Genomic DNA, 19,785 nt, shown 5'->3' on the forward strand with positions numbered 1-19,785 from the left:
TGACCTGATGCTGGATGAGCGGGACGCGACCGGCCCCGGCCGGGGCCGGCCGCCCGGGTTCCCCGACGCCGCGCCCCCGATCCGGGCGGCGGGTGGTGTCGTGTGGCGCCCCGCCGACGACCCCGGGCCGGTCGGGGGGCCGGCCGCCGGGAGCACGGGCGCCGCCCCGCGCGGTGGGGTGCTGGTCTGCCTCGTGCACCGGCCCCGCTACGGCGACTGGTCGCTGCCCAAGGGCAAGCTGGAGCCGGGCGAGCATCCGCTGCGCGCCGCCGTGCGGGAGGTGGCCGAGGAGACCGACGTCCGGGCGGTGCCGCAGGTGCGGCTGCCCACCGTGCGCTACCGCAGCGAGGGCCGCCCGAAGGTGGTCGACTACTGGTCGATGCGGGCGGTGGCCGCCGGCGGCTTCCAGCCGGGCACCGAGGTCGACGACGTGCGCTGGCTCGGCGTGGACGAGGCGGTCCGGCTGGTCAGCTACCCGCACGACGCCGAGGTGCTGGCCGCGTTCGCGGCCCTGCCGACGGTCACCGGGACGGTGGCGCTGGTCCGGCACGCCCACGCCGGCAAGCGGGCAACCTGGTCGGGCCCGGACACCGGCCGGCCGCTCGACGCCCGGGGCTGGGCGCAGGCCCACGCGCTCGCCCCGCTGGTGGCGCTGCTCCGCCCGGTACGCCTGCTGTCGGCCTCGGCCCGCCGCTGCGTACAGACCCTCGACCCGGCGGCGGCGCTGCTCGACCTGCCGATCGAGATCGACGGCGACCTGGACGAGCCGCGGCCGGGCCAGCAGCCCGACGAGTGCGCGCTGGCCGCCGCCGCCCGCCTGGCCGCGCTGGCGGCCACCGGCGAGCCGGTGGGGGTGTGCAGCCAGGGCAAGGTGATCCCGGGCGCCCTGGCCCGGCTCAGCGGGCGGCCGGGCGACTTCACCACCCCGAAGGGCGGCGGCTGGCTGCTCGCCTTCGCCGGCGACCGCCTGCTCGCCGTCGACCGCCTCTGACCGCGCGTCCACCGGGACCGGCCGGTCCCGACCGGCCCGCTGGGCGGCGGGGTCAGACCGGCCCGTCGGGCGGCGGGGTCAGGCCGGTGGCAGGGTCAGCGTCACCGCGACCGGCAGGTGGTCGCTGGCCGTCCCGGGCGGGGCCGCCGCGTCGGCGGCGGCCAGGCCGGGCGTGACGAAGACGTGGTCGATCTGCTGGCGCGGGGCGTCCGCCGGGCTGGTCGGCAGGGGGCGGGCGGCGGCGAGCGCGTCGACCAGACCGGCCCGGGTGAACTCGGCGAACGCCGGGTCGCCCGGCTCGGTGTTCAGGTCGCCGGCGACCACCAGGGGCCGGCCGGCCGCGTACCGCACGGCGAAGTCGGCGACCGCGCGGGCCTGGACCACCGGGTCCTCGCCGGGCGGCGGTTGCAGGTGGGTGGCGACGACCGCCAGGCGGACGCCCTCGCTGAAGTTCACGGTGACGCCGAGGGCCTGCGCCCCGGTGGGCGCGCCGACCGCCGGCAGCGGCCGGGTCCGCGCCGCGTCCAGCGGCCACCGGCTCAGCACGGCGTCACCCCAGAGCGGGTCGGCGGCCGGCGCGAAGACGTACGGCATGTCCAGCCGCTCCGCCAGCAGGTCGAGCGTGTCGTGGCCGCCGTTGAGCAGCCAGCCCCGGTCCACCTCGCTGAGTGCCACGACGTCGGCCCCGGCGACGGCCCGCGCCAGCGCGTCCGGGTCGAAGCGGCCGTCCATCCCGAACCCCATCCGCACGTTGTACGCCGCCACCCGCACCGTCTCCGGCGGCCCGTCCCGGTTGGTGGCGGAGAGCAGCTCGTCGCTGGCGACCGCGGCCAGCAGCGTCACCACGGCGGCGGTGGCGGCCGTCCACACCGGCGGCAGCGGCGACCGGGCCGGCCCCGGGGCGGGACGCCTCGCCAGCGCGACGGCGGCGACCAGCACCGCCACCGCCACCGGCACTCCGGCGTTGGGGTGGCCGAGGTCGTAGGCGGAGTAGTAGGCCACCGCCGCGACGGCGAAGACGAGCATCCCGGCGACGGCGGCGTACCCGCGCCGCCCGGCCGCCCGCACCGGGTCCTGCCCGTCACCGGCCGCCAGCGCCGGACCCTGCCCGCCGACGGCCGCCCGCACCGGGTCCGAGGCGCCACTGGCCGCCCGCGCCGGGTCCTGCCCAGCGCCGCCGGGGACCGGGGTGCGGGCTTCGTCCGCGCCGTCGTCGCCCCGCCCGTCCGCCGCACCGGCCGACGCCAGGCACGCGCCGAGACCGACGGCGGTGAGCAGGACGGCCGGCAGCAGCAACTCCCCGCGTCCGAGGGTGACGAGGACGGCCCCGCCGACCAGGGCCACCGGCCCGAGCCACCGCCAGGCGCCCCGGCGGGGCGGGGCCAGCGCGGCGAGCAGGAACCCGCCGACCGCCACGGCGAGCGGGGCGGGGCCGAACAGCGGCACGGTGGCCACCCCCACCTCGTCGGCGGGATCCGACCGCAGCAGACCGAACTGGTACGACGTCGCCGTCCGGGCGACCGCCGGGGAGAGCGCCACCATGCCGGCGAGCAGCAGCGCCGGCCCGGCCAGCAGCCAGCTCCGTACGCCGCCCGCCCCGGCCGGCGGCGCGGGCCGCGCCTGCCCCGCCAGGAAGAGCCCCGCGACCCCGACGGCCGCCAACCACGCCGGCCAGTCCCCGAAGAACGCCGAGCGGTACGTGTCCAGCACCGTGTGCAGGACGGCCCCGACCGCGAGCCCGAGCGCCAACCCGGGCACGGGGCGGTCGGTGCCGGCGGCGGCACCGGCGAGCCAGACCAGCCCGGCGAGCAGCCCGGCCGTGGCGAGCCAGAGCTGGAGCCGCCCGCCCGGCTGGCCGTTGACGGCGAGCCGCGCCACGACCAGCAGCACGGCGGCGACGAGCGTCACGGGGCGGGCGCCGACGCGACGGATCAGCGCGGGCGCGGCCAGGGCCAGCAGGAACCAGCCGAAAGCGAACGCCCCCAGCAGTTCGGCGGGGGTCGAGGCGGCCTGCCCGAAGATGGTGATGACCGCCGGCAGGAAGACGCGCAGCACGTCGACGAGGAGCACGACGCCCAGGGCGAGGGTGACGGTGGAGAGGTGGCGGTAGCGCACCGGGCTGCCTTTCGCCGACCGGAAGGGGTGCGGCGATTCTGCGGGCGGGGCACGGTCGGGGTCAACGGGTGGGGGTGGACACGGCGAAGGGCGCCCACCGTCGGTGGACGCCCTTGCCGTACCGCCAGGTTCAGCGCTTGGTGGCGGTCTTCTTCGCCGCCGCCTTCTTTGCCGGCGCCTTCTTCGCCGCCGCGCTCTTGCTCGCCGTCGCGGCGGTCTTCTTCGCCGCCGTGGCCTTGCTCGCCGCGGTGGTCTTCTTCGCCGGGGCGGCCTTGGTGGTCGCGGTCTTCTTCGCCGCGGTGGTCTTGGTCGCCTTCGCCGCGGGGGCCTTCTTGGCCGCCGCGGTCGCCTTGGTCCCGGTCGCCTTGGTCCCGGCCGCCTTCGCGCCCGTGGCCTTGGCACCGGTGGCCTTGGTCCCGGTCGCCTTGGCACCCGTGGCCTTCGCCCCGGTGGCCTTGGCACCCGTCGTCTTGGCCGCCGCGGTGGTCTTGGCGGCGGCCGTGGTCTTGGCGGCGGCAGCCGTGGTCTTCTTCGCCGCCGCCGTGGCCTTCGGCACCTTGCCGCTGGCCACCATCTCCTTGAATCCGGCGCCGGGCCGGAAGGTCGGGACGGATGTCTTCTTGACCTTCACCGCCTCGCCGGTCCGTGGGTTGCGCGCTGTTCGGGCGCCCCGGACGCGCTTTTCGAACGCTCCGAATCCGGTGATCGCCACCTTCTCGCCCTTGGTGACCGCCGCCTGGACCTCAGCGAGGACCGCGTCGAGCGCGGCCGTCGCCGTCTTCCGGTCCCCCAGGCGAACGGCGAGCGCCTCGATGAGCTCGGCCTTGTTCACGACTTCCTCCCGATTGTGCAACTGACTCGACGCGAGCCATTCTGCGCGCACGGTATGCCCTGTGCTGCCGGGACACAAACATTCGGTCGAAAAAAGCCCTTGTGTCGTAACGGATTCGCCCCCACCGGTGAGACCGGCGGGGGCGGAAACCGCTGTGGGATCGGGCGTACGGCTATGCGACCGAGGGCAGGAACGGCGGCCGGTCGGCCTCGAAGGCGCTGATCTCCGCCTCGTGGCGGAGGGTGAGTCCAATGTCGTCCAAGCCCTCCAGCAGCCGCCAACGGCTGAAGTCGTCCATCGGGAACGACCAGGTGGCCTCGCCGACACGCACCTCGCGGGCGGTCAGGTCCACGGTGACGGGGGTGGTCGGGTCGGCCTCCACCAGGTCCCAGATCTCCTCGACCGCCTTCAATTCCAGCTCGACCGGGAGCAGCCCCTCCTTGAGGGCGTTGCCCCGGAAGATGTCGCCGAAACGGGGCGCGATCACGGCACGGAACCCCCAGTCGCGCAGCGCCCAGACGGCGTGCTCCCGGGAGGAGCCGGTGCCGAACTCCGGACCGGCCACAAGAATCGACGCACCCGAATGGGCGACATCGTTGAGCACGAATTCCGGGTCCTCCCGCCAAGCGCTGAACAAGCCGTCCGCGAAACCGGTCCGGGTCACCCGCTTGAGGTACACGGCGGGGATGATCTGATCGGTGTCCACGTTGGATCGCCGCAGCGGCACGGCGGTGCCCGTGTGGGTGGTGAACCTCTCCATCTGGGTGCCCTTCTACAGGTCGGCGGGAGCGGCCAGCCGGCCGGCCACGGCGGTGGCGGCGGCGACCGGCGGGGAGACCAGGTGGGTGCGTCCGCCCCGGCCCTGGCGGCCCTCGAAGTTGCGGTTGGAGGTGGAGGCGGAGCGCTGGCCCGGCGAGAGCGTGTCCGGGTTCATCCCCAGGCACATGGAGCAGCCGGCGAAGCGCCACTCGGCGCCGGCGTCGGTGAAGACCTTGTCCAGCCCTTCCGACTCGGCCGCCTCGCGCACGGCGGCGGAACCGGGCACCACCAGCATCCGCACCCCGTCGGCGACCCGCTGCCCGCGCAGCACGTCGGCGGCGGCCCGGAGGTCCTCCAGCCGGCCGTTGGTGCAGGACCCGACGAAGACCACGTCGACGGCGAGGTCGCGCAGCGGGGTGCCCGGGCGCAGGTCCATGTACTCAAGCGCGCGCCGGGCGGCGGTCCGCTCGGCCTCGGTGACGAACTCCTCCGGGGTCGGCACCACGGCGCCCAGCGGCGCGCCCTGGCCCGGGTTGGTGCCCCAGGTCACGAACGGGGTGACCGCGCCGGCGTCGAGGGTCACCTCGGCGTCGAAGGTGGCGCCCTCGTCCGTGGGCAGGGTCCGCCACCAGGCCAGCGCCGCGTCCCAGTCGGCGCCCTTGGGGGCGTTCGGCCGCCCCTTCAGGTACGCGAAGGTGGTCTCGTCCGGCGCGATCATGCCGGCCTTGGCGCCCCACTCGATGGACATGTTGGCGATCGTCATCCGTCCCTCCATGGACAGCGACCGGATCGCCTCGCCGCGGTACTCGACGATGTGCCCGCGGCCGCCGCCCGTACCCACCTGGGCGATCAGCGCGAGCACCAGGTCCTTGGCGGTGACCCCCGGGGCGAGCCGCCCGGTCACGTTCACCGCCATCGTCTTCGGCCGGCTCTGCGGCAGCGTCTGGGTGGCCAGCACGTGTTCGACCTCACTCGTGCCGATGCCGAACGCGAGCGCGCCGAACGCGCCGTGGGTGGCGGTGTGCGAGTCCCCGCAGACGATGGTCATGCCGGGCTGGGTGACGCCGAGCTGTGGGCCGATGACGTGCACGATGCCCTGGTTCTCGTCGCCCAGCGGGTGCAGCCGCACCCCGAACTCGGCGCAGTTGCGGCGCAGCGTCTCGATCTGCGTACGCGAGGTGGGGTCGGCGATGGTGAGCAGATCGCCGCGCCGCAGGCGGAACGACGGGTCGGCGTACCCCGTCGGGGTGTTGTGGTCCTCCGTCGCGAGCGTGAGGTCGGTGCGGCGCACCCGGCGCCCGGCGAGGCGCAGCCCGTCGAAGGCCTGCGGGCTCGTCACCTCGTGCAGCAGGTGCAGGTCGATGAAGAGCAGATCGGGCTCGCCCTCGGCGGACCGTACGACGTGCGCGTCCCAGACCTTCTCGGCCAGGGTCCTCGGCTCGGTAGTAGTGACTCCCACCATCTGGACATCCTAAATTCTGGGAGGTAAGTTTCGGCTTGTGGGACACAGTATGAGCGGTGTCGGCGTTCTCGACAAGGCGGTGGTCATCCTGGCCGCCTGCGTCGACGGCGCCAGCCTGGCCGAACTCGTTGAACGCACCAAGCTGCCCCGGGCCACCGCGCACCGGCTGGCGCAGGCGCTGGAGATCCACCGGATGCTGGTCCGGGACACCCAGGGTCGCTGGCGTCCCGGCCCGCGCCTGGGTGAGCTCGCCAATGCCGCCCCGGACGTGCTCCTGACGGCGGCAGAGCCGCTGCTGGCGGCGCTGCGGGACGCGACGGGCGAAAGCGCCCAGCTCTACCTGCGCCGCGCCGACGAGCGCATCTGCGTGGCCGCCGCCGAGCGGGCCAGCGGCCTGCGGGACACCGTGCCGGTCGGCTCGGTGCTGCCGATGACGGCGGGCTCCGCGGCGCAGATCCTGCTCGCCTGGGAGCCGCCTGAGGCCGTGATGCCGCTGCTCCCCCGGTCGAAGTTCACCGGCCGCACCCTGGCCGAGGTACGCCGCCGGGGCTGGGCGCAGAGCGTCGCCGAACGCGAGGCCGGTGTGGCGAGCGTCTCGGCGCCGATCCGCGACCGCACCGGTCGGGTCATCGCCGCGATCAGCATCTCCGGGCCCATCGAGCGCCTGGGACGTCGCCCCGGCGAACGCCACGCGATGGCCGTGGTCCGCGCCGGCCAACGCCTCTCCGGCCTCTGACCCCCTCCACCCACCCCCCCCACCCATCGGCCCCGCGTCGATCAAGAAGTTTGCGCCCGGGTTCGACCCCGGGCCGAGCGAGAACTTCTTGATCGACACGACCGGCAGCGGCGTGGTCCGGGCCGGGGTGCAGCCGGGGCGGGACAGGACGGAAGGGTGGAATGCCGAACGGCCCGTTCCACCGGAGTGGAACGGGCCGTTCTGGGATGTAGCCCCGACCGGATTCGAACCGGCGCTACCGCCTTGAGAGGGCGGCGTCCTGGGCCGCTAGACGACGGGGCCAAGACTTCACTGCTTCCACCGCCCTTGCGAGCGGTGCCGCTGTAGTCTAGCGGCGTCCCATCCGGAGACGGAAATCGGGGCGACCGGACGGTCGTCCCGGCACTCCACCACCCGGACGACCAGGATCGGACCACCGGAGACCAGGCTTCGGCCGATGCCACGACCGGGCGGGGCGGAAACCGGTCGACCAGCAGAGGCGGACCGAGCCGCACACGGCGGGGCGCAGCCGTCGGCGTGGCCACCCGTGTCGCGGCGGCGGGCAACCACGCGGCAACGAGGAGCGTCGGCGCGGGACATGCGAAACGGCCCGCCCCACCGGAGTGGAACGGGCCGTTCTGAGATGTAGCCCCGACCGGATTCGAACCGGCGCTACCGCCTTGAGAGGGCGGCGTCCTGGGCCGCTAGACGACGGGGCCAGAACCTGACTTGCGGCACCGCTCTGCCGAGCGGCGCCGCTGGACTCTATCAGAGAGAACCCCGATCCCCTGAACGGGAACCGGAGTCGTCTCCTACGAGATCCAGCGCTCGAAGCTCTTGCGAACCTCGGCTGCGCTGGGGTACCAGGACTCGAACCTAGACTAACTGAACCAGAATCAGTCGGGCTGCCAATTACCCCATACCCCATTGGCCCCTTGCGGTGCCGGGATCAAACTTTACCCTCCCGGTGCCAGCAGGCCAAATCGAGTCCCCCAAACCGCCCCTGAACTGCGGAAACGGGGCCTCGACGCGGATCAGGCGACGGGCACCACCGGGTTGGTGAGGTCTCCGATCCCCTCGATCCGCACGGTGACCGTATCCCCGTCCAGCAGCGGGCTAACCCCCGCCGGGGTGCCCGTGAGCACCACGTCGCCGGGGAGCAGCGTCATCACGTGCGAGACGTACGACACCAGGGCCGGCACGTCGAAGACCATGTCGCGGGTCCGGCCGAGCTGGCGGACCTCCATCTCCTCCGGATTGCGACCCACCTCACAGCGGATCTCCAGGTCGCGGACGTCGAGCCCGGTGGTGATCCACGGCCCGATCGGGCAGAACGAGTCGAAGCCCTTGGCGCGGGTCCACTGGCCGTCGGAACGCTGGAGGTCCCGGGCGGTGACGTCGTTGGCGCAGGTGTAGCCGAAGATGGCCCGCTCCGCGGCGGCCCGGTCGGCCCGGCGGGCGCCCGGCGCGCCGATCACCACGGCCAGTTCGGCCTCGTGCTCGACCTGCTTCGAGAAGATCGGCAGCCGGATCGCGTCGCGGGGCCCGATCACGGAGGTGGACGGTTTGAGGAAGAGCAGCGGCTCCTTCGGCACCTCGCTGCCGTGCTCGGCGGCGTGCTCGGCGTAGTTGCGGCCGACGCAGACGACCTTGCTGGGCAGGATCGGCGAGAGCAGGCGGACGTCCGACAGCGCCCAGCGGGCACCGCTGAAGGTGATCTGGCCGAACGGGTGGCCCTCGATCTCGGCGATGGTCAGGCCCTGCGGGCCCGCCTCCGCTTCGCCCTCGACGACCCCGAACGACATTCCCTTGGCATGAGCAAAACGAGCGATACGCACCAGGCCAATCTAGCCCCGGCGACCCGCGGCCCGGCCGAGGCCGCAGTCAGGCGCGCCCCGGGACGCCGGGAGGGCGCACCCTACGACACCGTCCGCTCGCGGGGGCGGAGTTCACGACTTCGTACCCGCCCGGTGTCGTCGCGCCCCTAGCGTCGGCTCCGGAGGTTCGTTCGTATGCCTGCATCGACACGACACCACAGGGCCCTCGCAGTGTTCGTACACTGCCTCGGCATTCTCTCCGCCGTGCCGGCACTGCCGGCGGCGGCGCCACCCGCGGCGGCCGCGCCACCACCGGTGGTCGCGCCTACCCCGGAGCCGGCGATGCCGTCGGCGCCGCCGGCCGTGCCCACCCCGACCCGGGCCGCCCCGCCGGTGGCGAAGCCGCCGGTCACGGTCGCGGTGGTGCCGGAGAGCACGCCGGCGCCGCGCTACCGGATCCAGGTCCGCAACAGCGGTGGCACGCCGGTGGACACCACCGTCCGGCAGGAGCTGCCGCCCGGGGCCTCGGCGACCGCCATCACCGCCGGGGGCCGGGCCACCCGGGGCACCGGGCAGTCGGCCACCGAGGTGACCTGGCAGCTGAAGCTGCCCGCCCGCAGCACCACCACCCTGGGCACGGCGCTCACCGCCGCCGCCCCGGCCCGGCCGCTGACCGCGCCGGCCTGCGCCTACGCCCGCGACGGCAGCCGGCCGTACGACTGCGCGACAGCGACCTGGAACGCGGGCGTACCGGCCGCCGCGCCCGAGCGTTCCGAGGCGCCGCCGTGGCGCCGGACGCCGGTGCTGCTGGCCGGGCTCGGCACGGTGACGGCGCTCGCGGTGGGCGGGGTCTGGACCTGGCGCCGGCGCCGCCGACCGGTCGCCGCGGCCCTCTCCGGCCAGCATCCGGGGACGGTCTACCCGCGCCCGGCCGCCCCGCGACCGGAACAGCTCCGCCGCAAGCCGTCCGTCTGGTTGATCGTCCCGGTGGCCGCCGTCGTGCTCGCCGGCACGGTGGGCACCGCCGCCTGGACGGCCACCCGGCAGGTCGCCGCCGTCGACACCGACAGCCAGCCGACCGGCGGCGCGTGGCTGGGCCAGGGGGTCAACGGCGCCGTCGGCGAACCGCTGCGCGAGTCGGCGTTCGAGTTCACCGTGTACCGAGTCGCGTGCGAGCCCGGCGCCGCGGCCCGGCAGTGCGAGGCGACGGTCGGGGTGCGCAACCTCACCCCGGAGCAGCAGAGCTGGCACGGCCGGCTGCAACGGGCGTACCTGCCCGACGGCAACTTCGTCAGCACCGACGAGCAGGCGACCCGGGCGGCCAACCAGGGCCGGGACGTCTTCGCCCAGCCGATGGCGGCCGGCAGCCGGACGGTGCTGCCGCTGGTCTTCACCGTCGCCGGGAAGGCGCCGCCGGAGCAGCTCGAGCTGCGCAGCGGGGTGTTCTCCGCCGGGGTCCGGGTGGACGTGCCCTGACCGGGCGCCGGGCGGCGGTCGTACCCTTGGCTTCGTGACCGCCGCCCTCGCCCCGCCGACCTGGGTTGCCCTCCTGGAGGCGCACGAGAGGCGTGCGGACGCCCTCACCGCGGGCCACCGCGCCCGCAGGGCCACGGGGGAACGCCACGCGATCGACGACTTCCTGTACGACTACTACGGCACCCGGCCCTCCGTGCTCCGCCGGTGGCACCCGGGCGTGGGCGTCTCCCTGGCGCCGGGGCCGGACGGCTCCGCCCCGCACCGGCAGTGGCGTTGGTACGCGACGGCGGCGGACGGCTCGGTGAGCTTCGACGTCGCGGCGTTCCTCGTCGACCGGGCCGAGTCGGTGCGCTTCATCCACCGCCTGTTGTCCGCGATCGCGTCGCGACCGGCCTTCACCGGCTGCTTCGGCCTGCACGAATGGGCGATGGTGTACCGCCAACGGGAGCATCGACACCTGCTCCCCCTGCGACTCGGGCAGGAGGGCACCGACGCGGTCGTCGAGTCGCACCAGATCCGCTGCACGCACTTCGACGCGTACCGCTTCTTCACCCCGGACGCGGTCGGCCTCAACCGGCTCCGACCCACGAGGGAGAGCCAGGTGGAACTCGACCAGCCGGGCTGCCTGCACGCATCGATGGACTGCCACAAGTGGGCGACCAAGTTGGGCCCCGCGGTTCCGGGGGACCTGGCGCTCGACTGCTTCGAGCTGGCGAGGGACATCCGGCTACTCGACATGCAGGCGTCCCCGTACGACTTCTCCTCCTACGGGCAGCCCGCGGTGGCCATCGAGACGCCGGAGGGCAAGGCCGAGTACGCGGCGCGGCAACGCGAGTTCGCACAGCGTGCCGGCCAGCTACGCGCCCGGCTCATCGGTGTCTGCGCGACACTGCTCCCGGGCTAGTCGCCGTCGACGCGGCGGTCGCGCTTGCGCTGTGACCGGCGCTTCTTGTCGGCCAGCCGGCGCTCCTTCGCGCCCCGCGACGGGCGGGTGGGCCGGCGGGGCGGGGGCGGCGGGGCGGCGGCCTCGCGCAGCAGCGCGGCCAGCCGTTCGCGGGCGGCCTCCCGGTTGGCCAGCTGCGCCCGGTGCTCGCTGGCGGCCACGGTGAGCACGCCGTCGACCAGCCGGCCGGCGAGTCGCTCCAGCGCCCGCGCCCGCAGCGGCTCGGGCACGCCGGGCGAGGCGGCCAGGTCGTAGCTCAGCTCGACGCGCGAGTCGGTGGTGTTGACGCCCTGACCACCGGGCCCGGACGACCGGGAGAACCGTTCCCGCAGCTCGGCGGCGGGAACGGTCCACCGGTCGTTCACCCGCAGTCCGTCGTCCACCCCCCGAGGCTAGCGCCCCTGCCGGACGCTCGGGGTCGCGGACGGTCCCGGGGTCTGCGCGGGTGGGTCGGGACTGTCGTCGGGGTCGGCGGCGGCATAGGCGACCGCCCCCACCAGCAGCAGGGCGATCACCCCGATCTTCGTGGTGGCCACCTTGATCAGCAGCCACGCGGCGCTCCGGGCGCCGGGCACGGTCTTCTTGACGGTCTGGTAGTCGGCCCACCCGCGTCGTGCCCGGGCGTACGCCGACCCCACACCGGTACCGATCAACAGGCCCACCAGCAGGAGGACCACGATTCCAGGACGCTCCACCCGAGCCAGTTATCCATACTCAGCGTGATATTTCCATTGGCCGATCATTCCGCGCCGGGTATCCGACAGTTTTCACATTCCCGGGCCGCCCCGGACGGCGGGCCCGCAGCTCAGCCACCCTTCCCGATGATCGTGTCGGCGGTCTGCTGCACCTGTTCGATGGGAATGGCGAAGCCGATGCCGATCGAGCCGTTCCCGTCGATCGTGGCGATGGCCGTGTTCACCCCGACCACCTCGCCGCGCGCGTTGACCAGTGGGCCGCCCGAGTTGCCCGGGTTGATCGAGGCGTCGGTCTGCACGGCGGTGTGCCGGTTGTCGCCGAGGCGCACCTGCCGGTCGAGGGCGCTGACGATGCCGGCGGTGACGGTGCCGGACAGCCCGAGCGGCGAGCCGACCGCCAGCACCGGCTCCCCCACCCGGGTGGATCCCGGCTTCGCCAGGGGCAACGCCGCCAGGCCGGCCGACGGCGGCACCCGCAGCACGGCGAGGTCGCTGCGCGGCTCCCGCCCGACGACCTCGGCGGCGAACCGCCGCCCGTCGGGCAGTTCCACCGTCACCGAGCCGCCGCGCCCCTTGGCCAGGATGTGGTCGTTGGTGATGATGTGCTGCTGGTCGTCGACGGCGAAGCCGGAGCCGGAGGCCGAGGCGCCGCCGGCCCCGCCGACCAGCACCGAGACCACCCCCGGCACGGTCTTCCCGGCGGCGGTCACCAGTTCCGCCGGGACGGGGGCCGCCGAGGCCGCAGCCGGGCCCGGGGCGTCGTCGCGGCCGGCCACGATGCCGCCGGCCACCGCCCCGGAGGCGGTCGACAGGGCCACCACCGCAAGCGCCGCCAGCACCCGCCCGCGCGGGCCGCGGCCAGCCGGGCCACCGTCGGGGTCGGACCCGCCCCACCGGGTCCGCCCGTCCGGATCCAGCTCCGGGGAGATGAACCAGGGGCCGCGCGGTTCGCCCAGCCCGGTCTGCACTGCCATGCGTACGCTCCTCACGTGTCCTTCTCGGCGGCGGCCGTACGGGGTCAGGGCAGCCGGGCGAACCAGCGCATCGAGCCGGCCGCCGCGCCCATGGCGAACACCAGCCCGAGACCGATGAACCGGGCCGAGACGTCCTGCCGTTCGATGCGGTAGCCGACCGAGGTGCCGATGTCGTCGTAGACGGCGCGCAGCTCGTCGCTGGTGCTGGCCTCGTGGAACACGCCCCCGGTCTCCTCGGCGACCGCGCGCAGGGTCTGCCCGTCGACGGGCACCTGGATCGGCCGGCCGCCCCGGTCCACCGTGCCACTCGGGGTGCCGAAGGAGATGGTGTGCACCGGCACCTTCATGTCGATCGCCTCGGACGCGGCCTCCATCGGGTCGATGCCGGAGGTGTTCGCCCCGTCGGAGAGCAGGATGATCCGGGCCGGCGGTGGGTCCTTCGCCGCCTGGCTGTCGAAGCCCTTCACCGCGCCGAGCGAGGTGCTGATCGCCTCTCCGATGGCGGTGCCCTGCACCCCGGTGGCCCCCTCGACCAGCCGCTCGACGCCCTCGTGCAGCGCCTCCCGGTCGGTGCTCGGCGGCACCAGCACCGCCGCGCTACCGGCGAAGGCGACCAACCCGACGTTGAACTCGTCCGGCAGGCCGTCGACGAAGCGCCGGGCGGACTCCTTGGCGGCGCTGAGCCGGTCCGGTTCCACGTCGCCGGCGAGCATCGAGGTGGAGACGTCCACGGCGACCATCACCGTGGCCCGTTCGCGGGGCACCCGGACCTCCGCCGTGGGCCGGGCGAAGCCGACCACCAGCAGCGCCAGCATGGCCACGAAGAGCCCGGCCGGCACGTGCCGCCGCCAGGCCGGGCGGTGCGGCGCGACCCGGTCGAGCAGCCGCAGGTTGGTGAAGCGGACGGCGTACCGGCTGCGGCGGCGCTGCATGAGCAGGTAGCCGACGGCCAGGGCGAGCACCCCGAGCAGGAGCCAGAGCCGGGCGGGCGACTGCCAGATCACGCCGCACCTCCCCGGGCCGTCCGCGCCGGGGCGGCGGCGAGGCGCCGTTGGGCGTGCACGTGCCGCACGATGTCGGCGCCCCAGTCCCGGTCGGTGCGCAGCGGCAGGTGCGTGGCGCCGCTGCGGCGCAGCGCCTGGCGTACCTGCTCGCGTTGGGCGGTCGCGGCGGCGGCGTAGCGCTCGCGCAGCGCGCGGTCGCCGGTCCACACCTCGCGCCGCCGCCCGGTCTCCGGGTCGACGAGGGTGACCAGGCCGACGTCGGGCAGCTCCAGCTCCCGGGGGTCGGTGACCTGCACGGCGAGCACCTGGTGCCGCGTGGCGAGGCGGCGCAGGGGCACCTCCCAGGACGGCGCCTGCCGTGGGTCGTCGGGCAGTCCGTCGAGGAAGTCCGAGACCACCACGACGAGGCCGCGGCGCAGCGCCACCCGGTGCACGGCGGCCAGCCCGTCGGCCAGGTCGGGGCCCGCCGGCGTTGGCTCGTCCCGGTCGTGGCCGCCGACGCGCGGGGCGGTCAGCAGGGCCCGGAGCAGCCCGAGCAGATGGGTACGTCCGCTGCGGGGCGGGAACCGGCGCAGCCCGTCCGGGCCGAGCACCTGCGCGCCGAGGCGGTTGCCCACGCCGCCGGTGAGGAAGCCGACCGCCGCGACCGCCGCCACGGCCAACTCCCGCTTGTCCAGCTCGGCGGTGCCGTACTCCATGCTGGGGCTCGCGTCGACCAGCAGCCAGGTGGTCAGCTCCCGGTCTGCGTCGACCTCGCGCACGTGCGGGACCGTGGTGCGGGCGGTCACCGCCCAGTCCATCCGGCGCACCTCGTCCTCACCCGGCCGGTACTCCCGGCTGCCGGCGGTCTCGCTGCCGGGCCCGGGCAGCAGGCCGCGGTACCGGCCGTGCAGCAGCCCGTCGAGCCGGCGCGTGACGGTCAGCTCCAGCCGGCGCAGCCGCCGGTCCCCGGTGAGGTCGGCCAGTCCCGGGTCGGCCGGCCCGGGGGCCGGCGCGGTGGCCCCGCGCCACCTCATGCCGCCGCCAGGTCGGCCGCGGGTTCCGGGTGGGCGGTGGCGACGCGCGGCGGCGGCACGACCTCCACCAGCCGCCGGACCACCGCCTCGGCGGCCACCCCGTCGGCGACCGCGTCGAAGGAGAGCACCAGCCGGTGGGCGAGCACGTCGACGGCGAGTTCGCGGACGTCCTCGGGCAGCACGTACCCGCGACCGCGCAGCAGCGCCTGGGCCCGCGCGGCGCGGACCAGGCCGAGGGTGGCCCGGGGGCTGGCCCCGTACGCGAGCAGCGGGGCGATCTCGGGCAGGCCGAACCGGCCGGGGTCCCGGGTGGCGAAGATCAGCCGGACCACGTACTCGGCGATCGCGTGGTGCACGAAGACGTGGGCGGCGCGGGCCTGGAGGTCCCGCAGCCGCTGCGGGTCGAGCACCCGCCGGGCGACGGGCCGGTCGGCGCTCATCCGGTAGAGGATGGCGAGTTCGTCGGCGTCGCTCGGGTAGTCGACTACGACCTTCATCATGAACCGGTCGCGCTGCGCCTCCGGCAGTTGGTAGACCCCCTCCGACTCGATGGGGTTCTGGGTGGCCAGCACCAGGAACGGCTCGGGCACGGGAAAGCTGCGCCCGCCGATGGATACCTGCCGCTCGGCCATCGCCTCCAGCAGGGCGGACTGCACCTTGGCCGGGGCCCGGTTGATCTCGTCGGCGAGCACCAGGTTCGCCATGATCGGGCCCAGCTCGATGTCGAAGTCCTCGCGCGACGCGCGGTAGATCCTGGTGCCGACGATGTCGGAGGGGACCAGGTCCGGGGTGAACTGGATCCGGGAGAAGGTGCCGCCGACCACGGTGGCCAGGGTCTGCGCGGCGAGCGTCTTGGCCACCCCGGGCACGCCCTCCAGGAGGCAGTGCCCGTCCGCGATGAGGGCGGTGAGCAGGCGCTCGACGAGCCGATCCTGCCCGACGATCACGCGTTTGACCTCGAAGAGCGTCTGTTCCAGCTCGGCCGGGGTCGCATCGGGATCGGCCGGGCTGGGCACGCTGGCCAGGGTGTCCGAGATGTCCGTCACGGTGCTTGCTTCCCGTGCCGACCGTCGGACAAACGTCGGATTATCGGCGCGGGGGCGGCCCTTAGCGGCCCGAACCGGGACAACCCTCCCGACCCGGCACCCACCCCCCGAGCCCGCGCCGCCCACGCCCCTGAGAGCCCCGCGTCGGCGGGCGACGGCGGCGCGGCGGCGCCGGCCCCCGCACCCAGGTGAGGGGGCCGGCGTCGTCAGGCGGTGCTCAGTTGGCGATGACCAGGTGGAACGGCCGGTCGGACGCGTTCCCCGACGAGCTGCGGGTCTGGACGAAGACCGCGTTCGGCGTCTGGAGCCGCGGCGCGACGGAGATCTCGCCACCCGGGGGAACGTTGTACGGGTCGGTGGTCCCGATGGTGGCGTGGAACGCCTTCAGCGAGACGTTGTAGTTGAACAGCACCTGGTACTGCCCGGGGCCGTAACGGGTGGCGGAGACCACCTCGGGCGAGCCGCGGAGCAGTGTGCCGTTGCTGGCGACGACGGCGGAGGCGACGGTGCCCGGCGCGCTCGCCAGCGCGGACGGGCCCTGCGCCAGCGCGGCCTTGGCCTTGCGCGCCTCGGCGGGGGTCACCGCCGGCTGGCCGCCGGAGCCGGGCTGACGGGCGGCCGGCTGGGCGACCTCGGCGGGCGCCTGCGCCGCCGGCTGGGCGACGGCGATGCCGCCTCCGGTCAGGGCGAGCGCCAGCGCGGCGAACGCCACCGCCACCGCCTTGCGTCGGAAGAGTGTGGTCATGACAGGTCTCCCTTTTGTTGACCGTGCGGATTCGACCGGACCCACAGAACGCGGGACGGTCGACTTCCATTCTTTCGGGCCGGGAAATAGCGACAACCGCCTGGAGCCCACGCCTTCAGGCCGCACCTAGATGTTGCCGCTTCAACGATTTTCACCGGCTCTGAGCTGGTGTTACTACTCAGAGTTTCGACGTCTCAACCCACTGGAAGGTAGCACCACAAAATGCCGTGGGTCAATAGTCGATCACGCCCCGTCAATTACTCGAATCGGGATCACATAATTGTGAGAAGCGAACGCTGGGCCATTCACGAGCGTGCCACGCGAACTGCTCCGGGGCCGCCGCGTGGGCGCGTTCGGGACCGCCGGCCGGGCGCTCGGGCGCTATCCTCCGGCCGTGATCATCGAGACCGCGGAGCCGGCGACGGGCCGCCGGACGGCGCGGCTGCGCACCGCGCTCTGCTGGGCCGCCGTCGCGCCCGGGGTCGCCTGGGCGGCGGTACGACTGGGCGGTCTCGACCGGGGGCCGCTGGTGCAGCTGCTCGCCTTCACCCCGTACGCCGCCGCCGGGAGCCTCCTGCCGCTGGTGCTCGCGCTCGCCCTGCGGCGCCGGTGGCCCGCGGTGGTCGCGGCTCTGGTCACGGCGACCCTGGTGGCCGTGGTGGTGCCCCGGGCACTGCCGTCCGGCCAGCCCCCGGCCGGCGGGCCGACGGTGCGGCTGCTGACCGCCAACCTGCTCGCCGGGGCCGGCGACGCGCGGGCACTGGTCGACCTGGTCCGGCGGCACCGGGTCGACGTGCTCTCCGTTCAGGAGTTCACCCCGGACGCCGAGGCGGAGCTGGACCGGCTCGGCCTGTCCGGCCTGCTCCCCCACCGGCAGCTCCACCCGCAGACCGGCACCGTCGGCTCCGGCCTCTACGCGCGGTTCCCGATCAGCGACGGCGGCGTCCGGCACAACCGCGGCGGCTGGGGCTTCGACCAGGCCTACGGCACGGTGGCGGTCCCCGGGGCGCCGGCGGTCCGGGTCGAGTCGGCGCACCCGTCGGCCCCGTACGCGGTGGACCAGGTCGGCCACTGGCGCGCCGACCTGGCGGCGCAGCCGCCCGCCACCCCGGACGGGCCGCTGCGGATCCTCGCCGGCGACTTCAACGCCACCCTCGACCACGCCCCGCTGCGCGCCCTGCTGGACACCGGCTACGTCGACGCCGCCGACCAGGTCGGCGCGGGCCTGGTCGGCACGTGGGGCCCGTACGACGGGGACCCGATCCCGCCGGTGACCATCGACCACGTGCTTGTCGACCGGCGGATCGCGGTGCGCGCGGTCACCGTGCACCCCCTGCGGGGCAGCGACCACCGCGCCGTCCTCGCCGAGCTGCGCCTCCCGGTCGGGTGAGGCCCCCGGCTGCCGGTGCGCGGGGGCCGGGGCGGCTCAGACCCGGGCGCGGTCGAGGCCGTAGGTGAGCGCGTCGACGAGGGCGTGCCAGGACGCCTCGACGACGTTGGGGTGCACGCCGACCGTGGTCCAGTCGCGGTTGCTGCCGTCGACCGTCTCCAGCAGCACCCGGGTCACCGCGCCGGTGCCGTGGGTGCCCTCCAGGATCCGCACCTTGTAGTCGGCCAGCTCGAAGTCGCGCAGCTCCGGGTAGTGCCGGGCCAGCCCGACCCGCAGCGCCTCGTCCAGGGCGTTGACCGGACCGTTGCCCTCGGCGGTGGCAATCACCCGCTCACCGCGTACGCGGATCTTGACGGTCGCCTCCGAGACCACCGCGCCGTCCTCCCGGTGCTCGACCAGCACCCGGTACGACTCCAGCGCGAACGGCCTGGCGGGGGCGGTGTCCAGCTCCGAGCGGACCAGCAGCTCGAACGACGCGTCGGCGGCCTCGAACGACCAGCCGTCGGCCTCCAACTCCTTGACCCGCCGGGTGACCCGCGACAGCGCCTCCGGATGGCCGGCCAGGTCCAGGCCGAGCTCACGGCTCTTGAGCTCGACGCTGGCCCGGCCGGCCATCTCGGTGACGAGGATCCGCATGTCGTTGCCCACCACCTGTGGGTCCACGTGGTTGTAGAGCAGCGGATCCACCTTGATCGCGCTCGCGTGCAGCCCCGCCTTGTGGGCGAAGGCCGCGGCCCCGACGTACGCCTGGTGGGTGTCGGGGGCGATGTTGGCGATCCCGGCGATGGCGTGGGAGACCCGCACCATCTGCCCCAGGCAGCCCTCCGGTAGGACGGGCAGCCCGAGCTTGAGCTGGAGGTTGGCGACCACGGCGAAGATGTCGGCGTTGCCGGGGCGCTCGCCGTAGCCGTTGGCGGTGCCCTGGAAGTGGCGCACCCCCGCCTCCACGGCGGCGACGGTGTTGGCCACCGCGCAGGCCGTGTCGTTCTGGCAGTGGATGCCGAGCAGTTCCGGGCCGACCCCGAGCCGCGCGGTCAGGTCGGCGATGGCGGCGGTCACCTGGGAGGGCAGCATCCCGCCGTTGGTGTCGCAGAGCACCACCCGCTCGGCGCCTGCGGCGAGGGCGGTCTCCACGACGGCGGCCGTGTACGCCGGGTCGGAGCGGTAGCCGTCGAAGAAGTGCTCCCCGTCGACGAAGACCCGGCGCCCCTCGGCCACCAGGTGCGCCACCGTGTCGCGGACCATCGCCAGGTTCTCGGATCCGGTGGTGCGCAGCGCCCGCTCGACGTGCCGCAGGTCCGCCTTGGCGACCAGGGCGATCGCCGGCGTCTGCGCGTCGAGCAGGCCGCGGACCTGCGGATCCTCGCCGACGGGCACCCCGGCCCGCCGGGTGGCCCCGAACGCGACCAGCAGCGCGTGCTTCAGGTCGAGTTCGGCGCGCGCCCGACGGAAGAACTCCGTGTCCTTCGGCACCGCGCCCGGCCAGCCTCCCTCGATGAAGCCGACCCCGAACTCGTCGAGCAGGCGGGCCACCGCGAGCTTGTCGACCACCGAGTAACTGAGCCCCTCGCGCTGGGCGCCGTCGCGCAGCGTGGTGTCGTACACCTGGAACGTCATCAGGGAGTCCTTTCGGGGAGCAACAAAAAGACCCCCCGCGGATGCGGGAGGTCTGCGCGCTCGGCGGAGGGGAGGCCGGCGCGCTAGGTGCGAATAATCAGGTCGGTGCTGGTCACGATCGCCACTCTGCCATCCGGGACCCGGTTTTGGGAGGCGTAATCCACATGGCGGGACGGTGACGGAGGGTC

At 74.6% G+C, this 19,785-nt stretch carries 18 protein-coding genes and 3 tRNA genes; 5 read left to right on the forward strand and 16 right to left on the reverse strand.

Annotation, left to right across the window (positions count from 1 at the left end; translation table 11 throughout):
* Positions 1–7 precede the first annotated feature (7 nt).
* Positions 8–991, forward strand: coding sequence for an NUDIX domain-containing protein (locus ACGFNF_RS04595; RefSeq protein ID WP_393165725.1), 984 nt, complete (start codon positions 8–10; stop codon positions 989–991).
* A gap of 78 nt (positions 992–1,069) precedes the next feature.
* On the opposite strand, the gene ACGFNF_RS04600 is transcribed toward ACGFNF_RS04595, so the two are convergent.
* The 4 genes from ACGFNF_RS04600 to leuC form a co-directional block, all read right to left on the reverse strand.
* A complete protein-coding gene (locus ACGFNF_RS04600) occupies positions 1,070–3,106 on the reverse strand; it encodes an endonuclease/exonuclease/phosphatase family protein (RefSeq protein ID WP_393165727.1) in 2,037 nt (678 codons plus the stop codon).
* A 130-nt stretch (positions 3,107–3,236) separates the two neighbouring features.
* Entirely contained in the window at positions 3,237–3,938 is a 702-nt protein-coding gene (locus ACGFNF_RS04605) for an HU family DNA-binding protein (RefSeq protein WP_393165729.1), read from the reverse strand.
* 172 nt (positions 3,939–4,110) lie between these two features.
* Positions 4,111–4,698 (reverse strand): 3-isopropylmalate dehydratase small subunit, encoded by a 588-nt coding sequence (gene leuD, locus ACGFNF_RS04610; RefSeq protein ID WP_393165731.1) that lies wholly within the window; start codon positions 4,696–4,698, stop codon positions 4,111–4,113.
* A 12-nt stretch (positions 4,699–4,710) separates the two neighbouring features.
* Complete coding sequence (gene leuC, locus ACGFNF_RS04615; RefSeq protein ID WP_132232594.1) at positions 4,711–6,159, reverse strand: 3-isopropylmalate dehydratase large subunit; 1,449 nt, start codon at positions 6,157–6,159, stop codon at positions 4,711–4,713.
* Between the two features lie 49 nt (positions 6,160–6,208).
* Here leuC and ACGFNF_RS04620 point away from each other — a divergent pair, with 49 nt between their 5' ends.
* Positions 6,209–6,895: an IclR family transcriptional regulator gene (locus ACGFNF_RS04620; RefSeq protein WP_013284529.1), complete on the forward strand. Its 687-nt coding sequence runs from the start codon at positions 6,209–6,211 to the stop codon at positions 6,893–6,895.
* Between the two features lie 209 nt (positions 6,896–7,104).
* Here the strand turns inward: ACGFNF_RS04620 and ACGFNF_RS04625 are convergent.
* The 4 genes from ACGFNF_RS04625 to ACGFNF_RS04640 all read right to left on the reverse strand — a co-directional run bounded on the left by ACGFNF_RS04625 (position 7,105) and on the right by ACGFNF_RS04640 (position 8,712).
* Positions 7,105–7,177, reverse strand: a tRNA-Glu gene (locus ACGFNF_RS04625).
* A 343-nt stretch (positions 7,178–7,520) separates the two neighbouring features.
* A tRNA-Glu gene (locus ACGFNF_RS04630) sits at positions 7,521–7,593 on the reverse strand.
* Positions 7,594–7,729: 136 nt separating this feature from the next.
* Positions 7,730–7,801 (reverse strand) — tRNA-Gln (locus ACGFNF_RS04635).
* 107 nt (positions 7,802–7,908) lie between these two features.
* On the reverse strand, positions 7,909–8,712 hold the full coding sequence (locus tag ACGFNF_RS04640; protein WP_151457599.1) for a fumarylacetoacetate hydrolase family protein: 804 nt from the start codon (positions 8,710–8,712) through the stop codon (positions 7,909–7,911).
* Between the two features lie 174 nt (positions 8,713–8,886).
* Here ACGFNF_RS04640 and ACGFNF_RS04645 point away from each other — a divergent pair, with 174 nt between their 5' ends.
* Together ACGFNF_RS04645 and ACGFNF_RS04650 are read left to right on the forward strand one after the other, a co-directional pair.
* Positions 8,887–10,167, forward strand: a complete 1,281-nt coding sequence (locus tag ACGFNF_RS04645; protein ID WP_393165733.1) for a hypothetical protein — start codon at positions 8,887–8,889, stop codon at positions 10,165–10,167.
* A gap of 34 nt (positions 10,168–10,201) precedes the next feature.
* A complete protein-coding gene (locus ACGFNF_RS04650) occupies positions 10,202–11,071 on the forward strand; it encodes a 3-methyladenine DNA glycosylase (protein WP_393165735.1) in 870 nt (289 codons plus the stop codon).
* Here ACGFNF_RS04650 and arfB read toward each other — a convergent pair.
* From arfB to ACGFNF_RS04685, 7 genes are all read right to left on the reverse strand, one after another.
* The gene (gene arfB, locus ACGFNF_RS04655; protein WP_132232586.1) at positions 11,068–11,493 is read right to left on the reverse strand and encodes an alternative ribosome rescue aminoacyl-tRNA hydrolase ArfB; all 426 of its coding nucleotides are present in this window, start codon (positions 11,491–11,493) and stop codon (positions 11,068–11,070) included. The two genes, ACGFNF_RS04650 and arfB, sit on opposite strands and share 4 nt — an antisense overlap.
* Before the next feature lie 9 nt (positions 11,494–11,502).
* Entirely contained in the window at positions 11,503–11,805 is a 303-nt protein-coding gene (locus ACGFNF_RS04660) for a hypothetical protein (protein ID WP_393165737.1), read from the reverse strand.
* A 110-nt stretch (positions 11,806–11,915) separates the two neighbouring features.
* The gene (locus tag ACGFNF_RS04665; protein WP_393165739.1) at positions 11,916–12,779 is read right to left on the reverse strand and encodes a S1C family serine protease; all 864 of its coding nucleotides are present in this window, start codon (positions 12,777–12,779) and stop codon (positions 11,916–11,918) included.
* Between the two features lie 44 nt (positions 12,780–12,823).
* Positions 12,824–13,783: a VWA domain-containing protein gene (locus ACGFNF_RS04670; RefSeq protein WP_393165741.1), complete on the reverse strand. Its 960-nt coding sequence runs from the start codon at positions 13,781–13,783 to the stop codon at positions 12,824–12,826.
* Positions 13,780–14,799: a DUF58 domain-containing protein gene (locus ACGFNF_RS04675; RefSeq protein WP_393165743.1), complete on the reverse strand. Its 1,020-nt coding sequence runs from the start codon at positions 14,797–14,799 to the stop codon at positions 13,780–13,782. The genes ACGFNF_RS04670 and ACGFNF_RS04675 overlap by 4 nt, the downstream gene beginning before the upstream one ends.
* Positions 14,796–15,845: an AAA family ATPase gene (locus ACGFNF_RS04680; protein ID WP_393165745.1), complete on the reverse strand. Its 1,050-nt coding sequence runs from the start codon at positions 15,843–15,845 to the stop codon at positions 14,796–14,798. The genes ACGFNF_RS04675 and ACGFNF_RS04680 overlap by 4 nt, the downstream gene beginning before the upstream one ends.
* Positions 15,846–16,062: 217 nt before the next feature.
* Complete coding sequence (locus ACGFNF_RS04685; protein ID WP_393165747.1) at positions 16,063–16,590, reverse strand: hypothetical protein; 528 nt, start codon at positions 16,588–16,590, stop codon at positions 16,063–16,065.
* Positions 16,591–16,990: 400 nt separating this feature from the next.
* Here ACGFNF_RS04685 and ACGFNF_RS04690 point away from each other — a divergent pair, with 400 nt between their 5' ends.
* Positions 16,991–17,980, forward strand: a complete 990-nt coding sequence (locus ACGFNF_RS04690; RefSeq protein ID WP_393165871.1) for an endonuclease/exonuclease/phosphatase family protein — start codon at positions 16,991–16,993, stop codon at positions 17,978–17,980.
* 36 nt (positions 17,981–18,016) lie between these two features.
* On the opposite strand, the gene cimA is transcribed toward ACGFNF_RS04690, so the two are convergent.
* Positions 18,017–19,597, reverse strand: coding sequence for a citramalate synthase (cimA, locus tag ACGFNF_RS04695; RefSeq protein WP_393165749.1), 1,581 nt, complete (start codon positions 19,595–19,597; stop codon positions 18,017–18,019).
* Between the last annotated feature and the right edge of the window lie 188 nt (positions 19,598–19,785).

It is taken from the genome of Micromonospora sp. NPDC048868 (assembly GCF_043198195.1).
GTDB classification, from domain to species: domain Bacteria; phylum Actinomycetota; class Actinomycetes; order Mycobacteriales; family Micromonosporaceae; genus Micromonospora; species Micromonospora reichwaldensis.

What these genes read in the sequence shown, in the direction of transcription:
- ACGFNF_RS04595 (WP_393165725.1), top strand. Translation starts at nt 8, where the DNA reads ATGCTGGATGAGCGGGACGCGACCGGCCCCGGCCGGGGCCGGCCGCCC.
- leuD (WP_393165731.1), bottom strand. Translation starts at nt 4,698, where the DNA reads ATGGAGAGGTTCACCACCCACACGGGCACCGCCGTGCCGCTGCGGCGA.
- leuC (WP_132232594.1), bottom strand. Translation starts at nt 6,159, where the DNA reads ATGGTGGGAGTCACTACTACCGAGCCGAGGACCCTGGCCGAGAAGGTC.
- ACGFNF_RS04620 (WP_013284529.1), top strand. Translation starts at nt 6,209, where the DNA reads ATGAGCGGTGTCGGCGTTCTCGACAAGGCGGTGGTCATCCTGGCCGCC.
- ACGFNF_RS04645 (WP_393165733.1), top strand. Translation starts at nt 8,887, where the DNA reads ATGCCTGCATCGACACGACACCACAGGGCCCTCGCAGTGTTCGTACAC.
- ACGFNF_RS04665 (WP_393165739.1), bottom strand. Translation starts at nt 12,779, where the DNA reads ATGGCAGTGCAGACCGGGCTGGGCGAACCGCGCGGCCCCTGGTTCATC.
- ACGFNF_RS04675 (WP_393165743.1), bottom strand. Translation starts at nt 14,799, where the DNA reads ATGAGGTGGCGCGGGGCCACCGCGCCGGCCCCCGGGCCGGCCGACCCG.
- ACGFNF_RS04685 (WP_393165747.1), bottom strand. Translation starts at nt 16,590, where the DNA reads ATGACCACACTCTTCCGACGCAAGGCGGTGGCGGTGGCGTTCGCCGCG.
- cimA (WP_393165749.1), bottom strand. Translation starts at nt 19,597, where the DNA reads ATGACGTTCCAGGTGTACGACACCACGCTGCGCGACGGCGCCCAGCGC.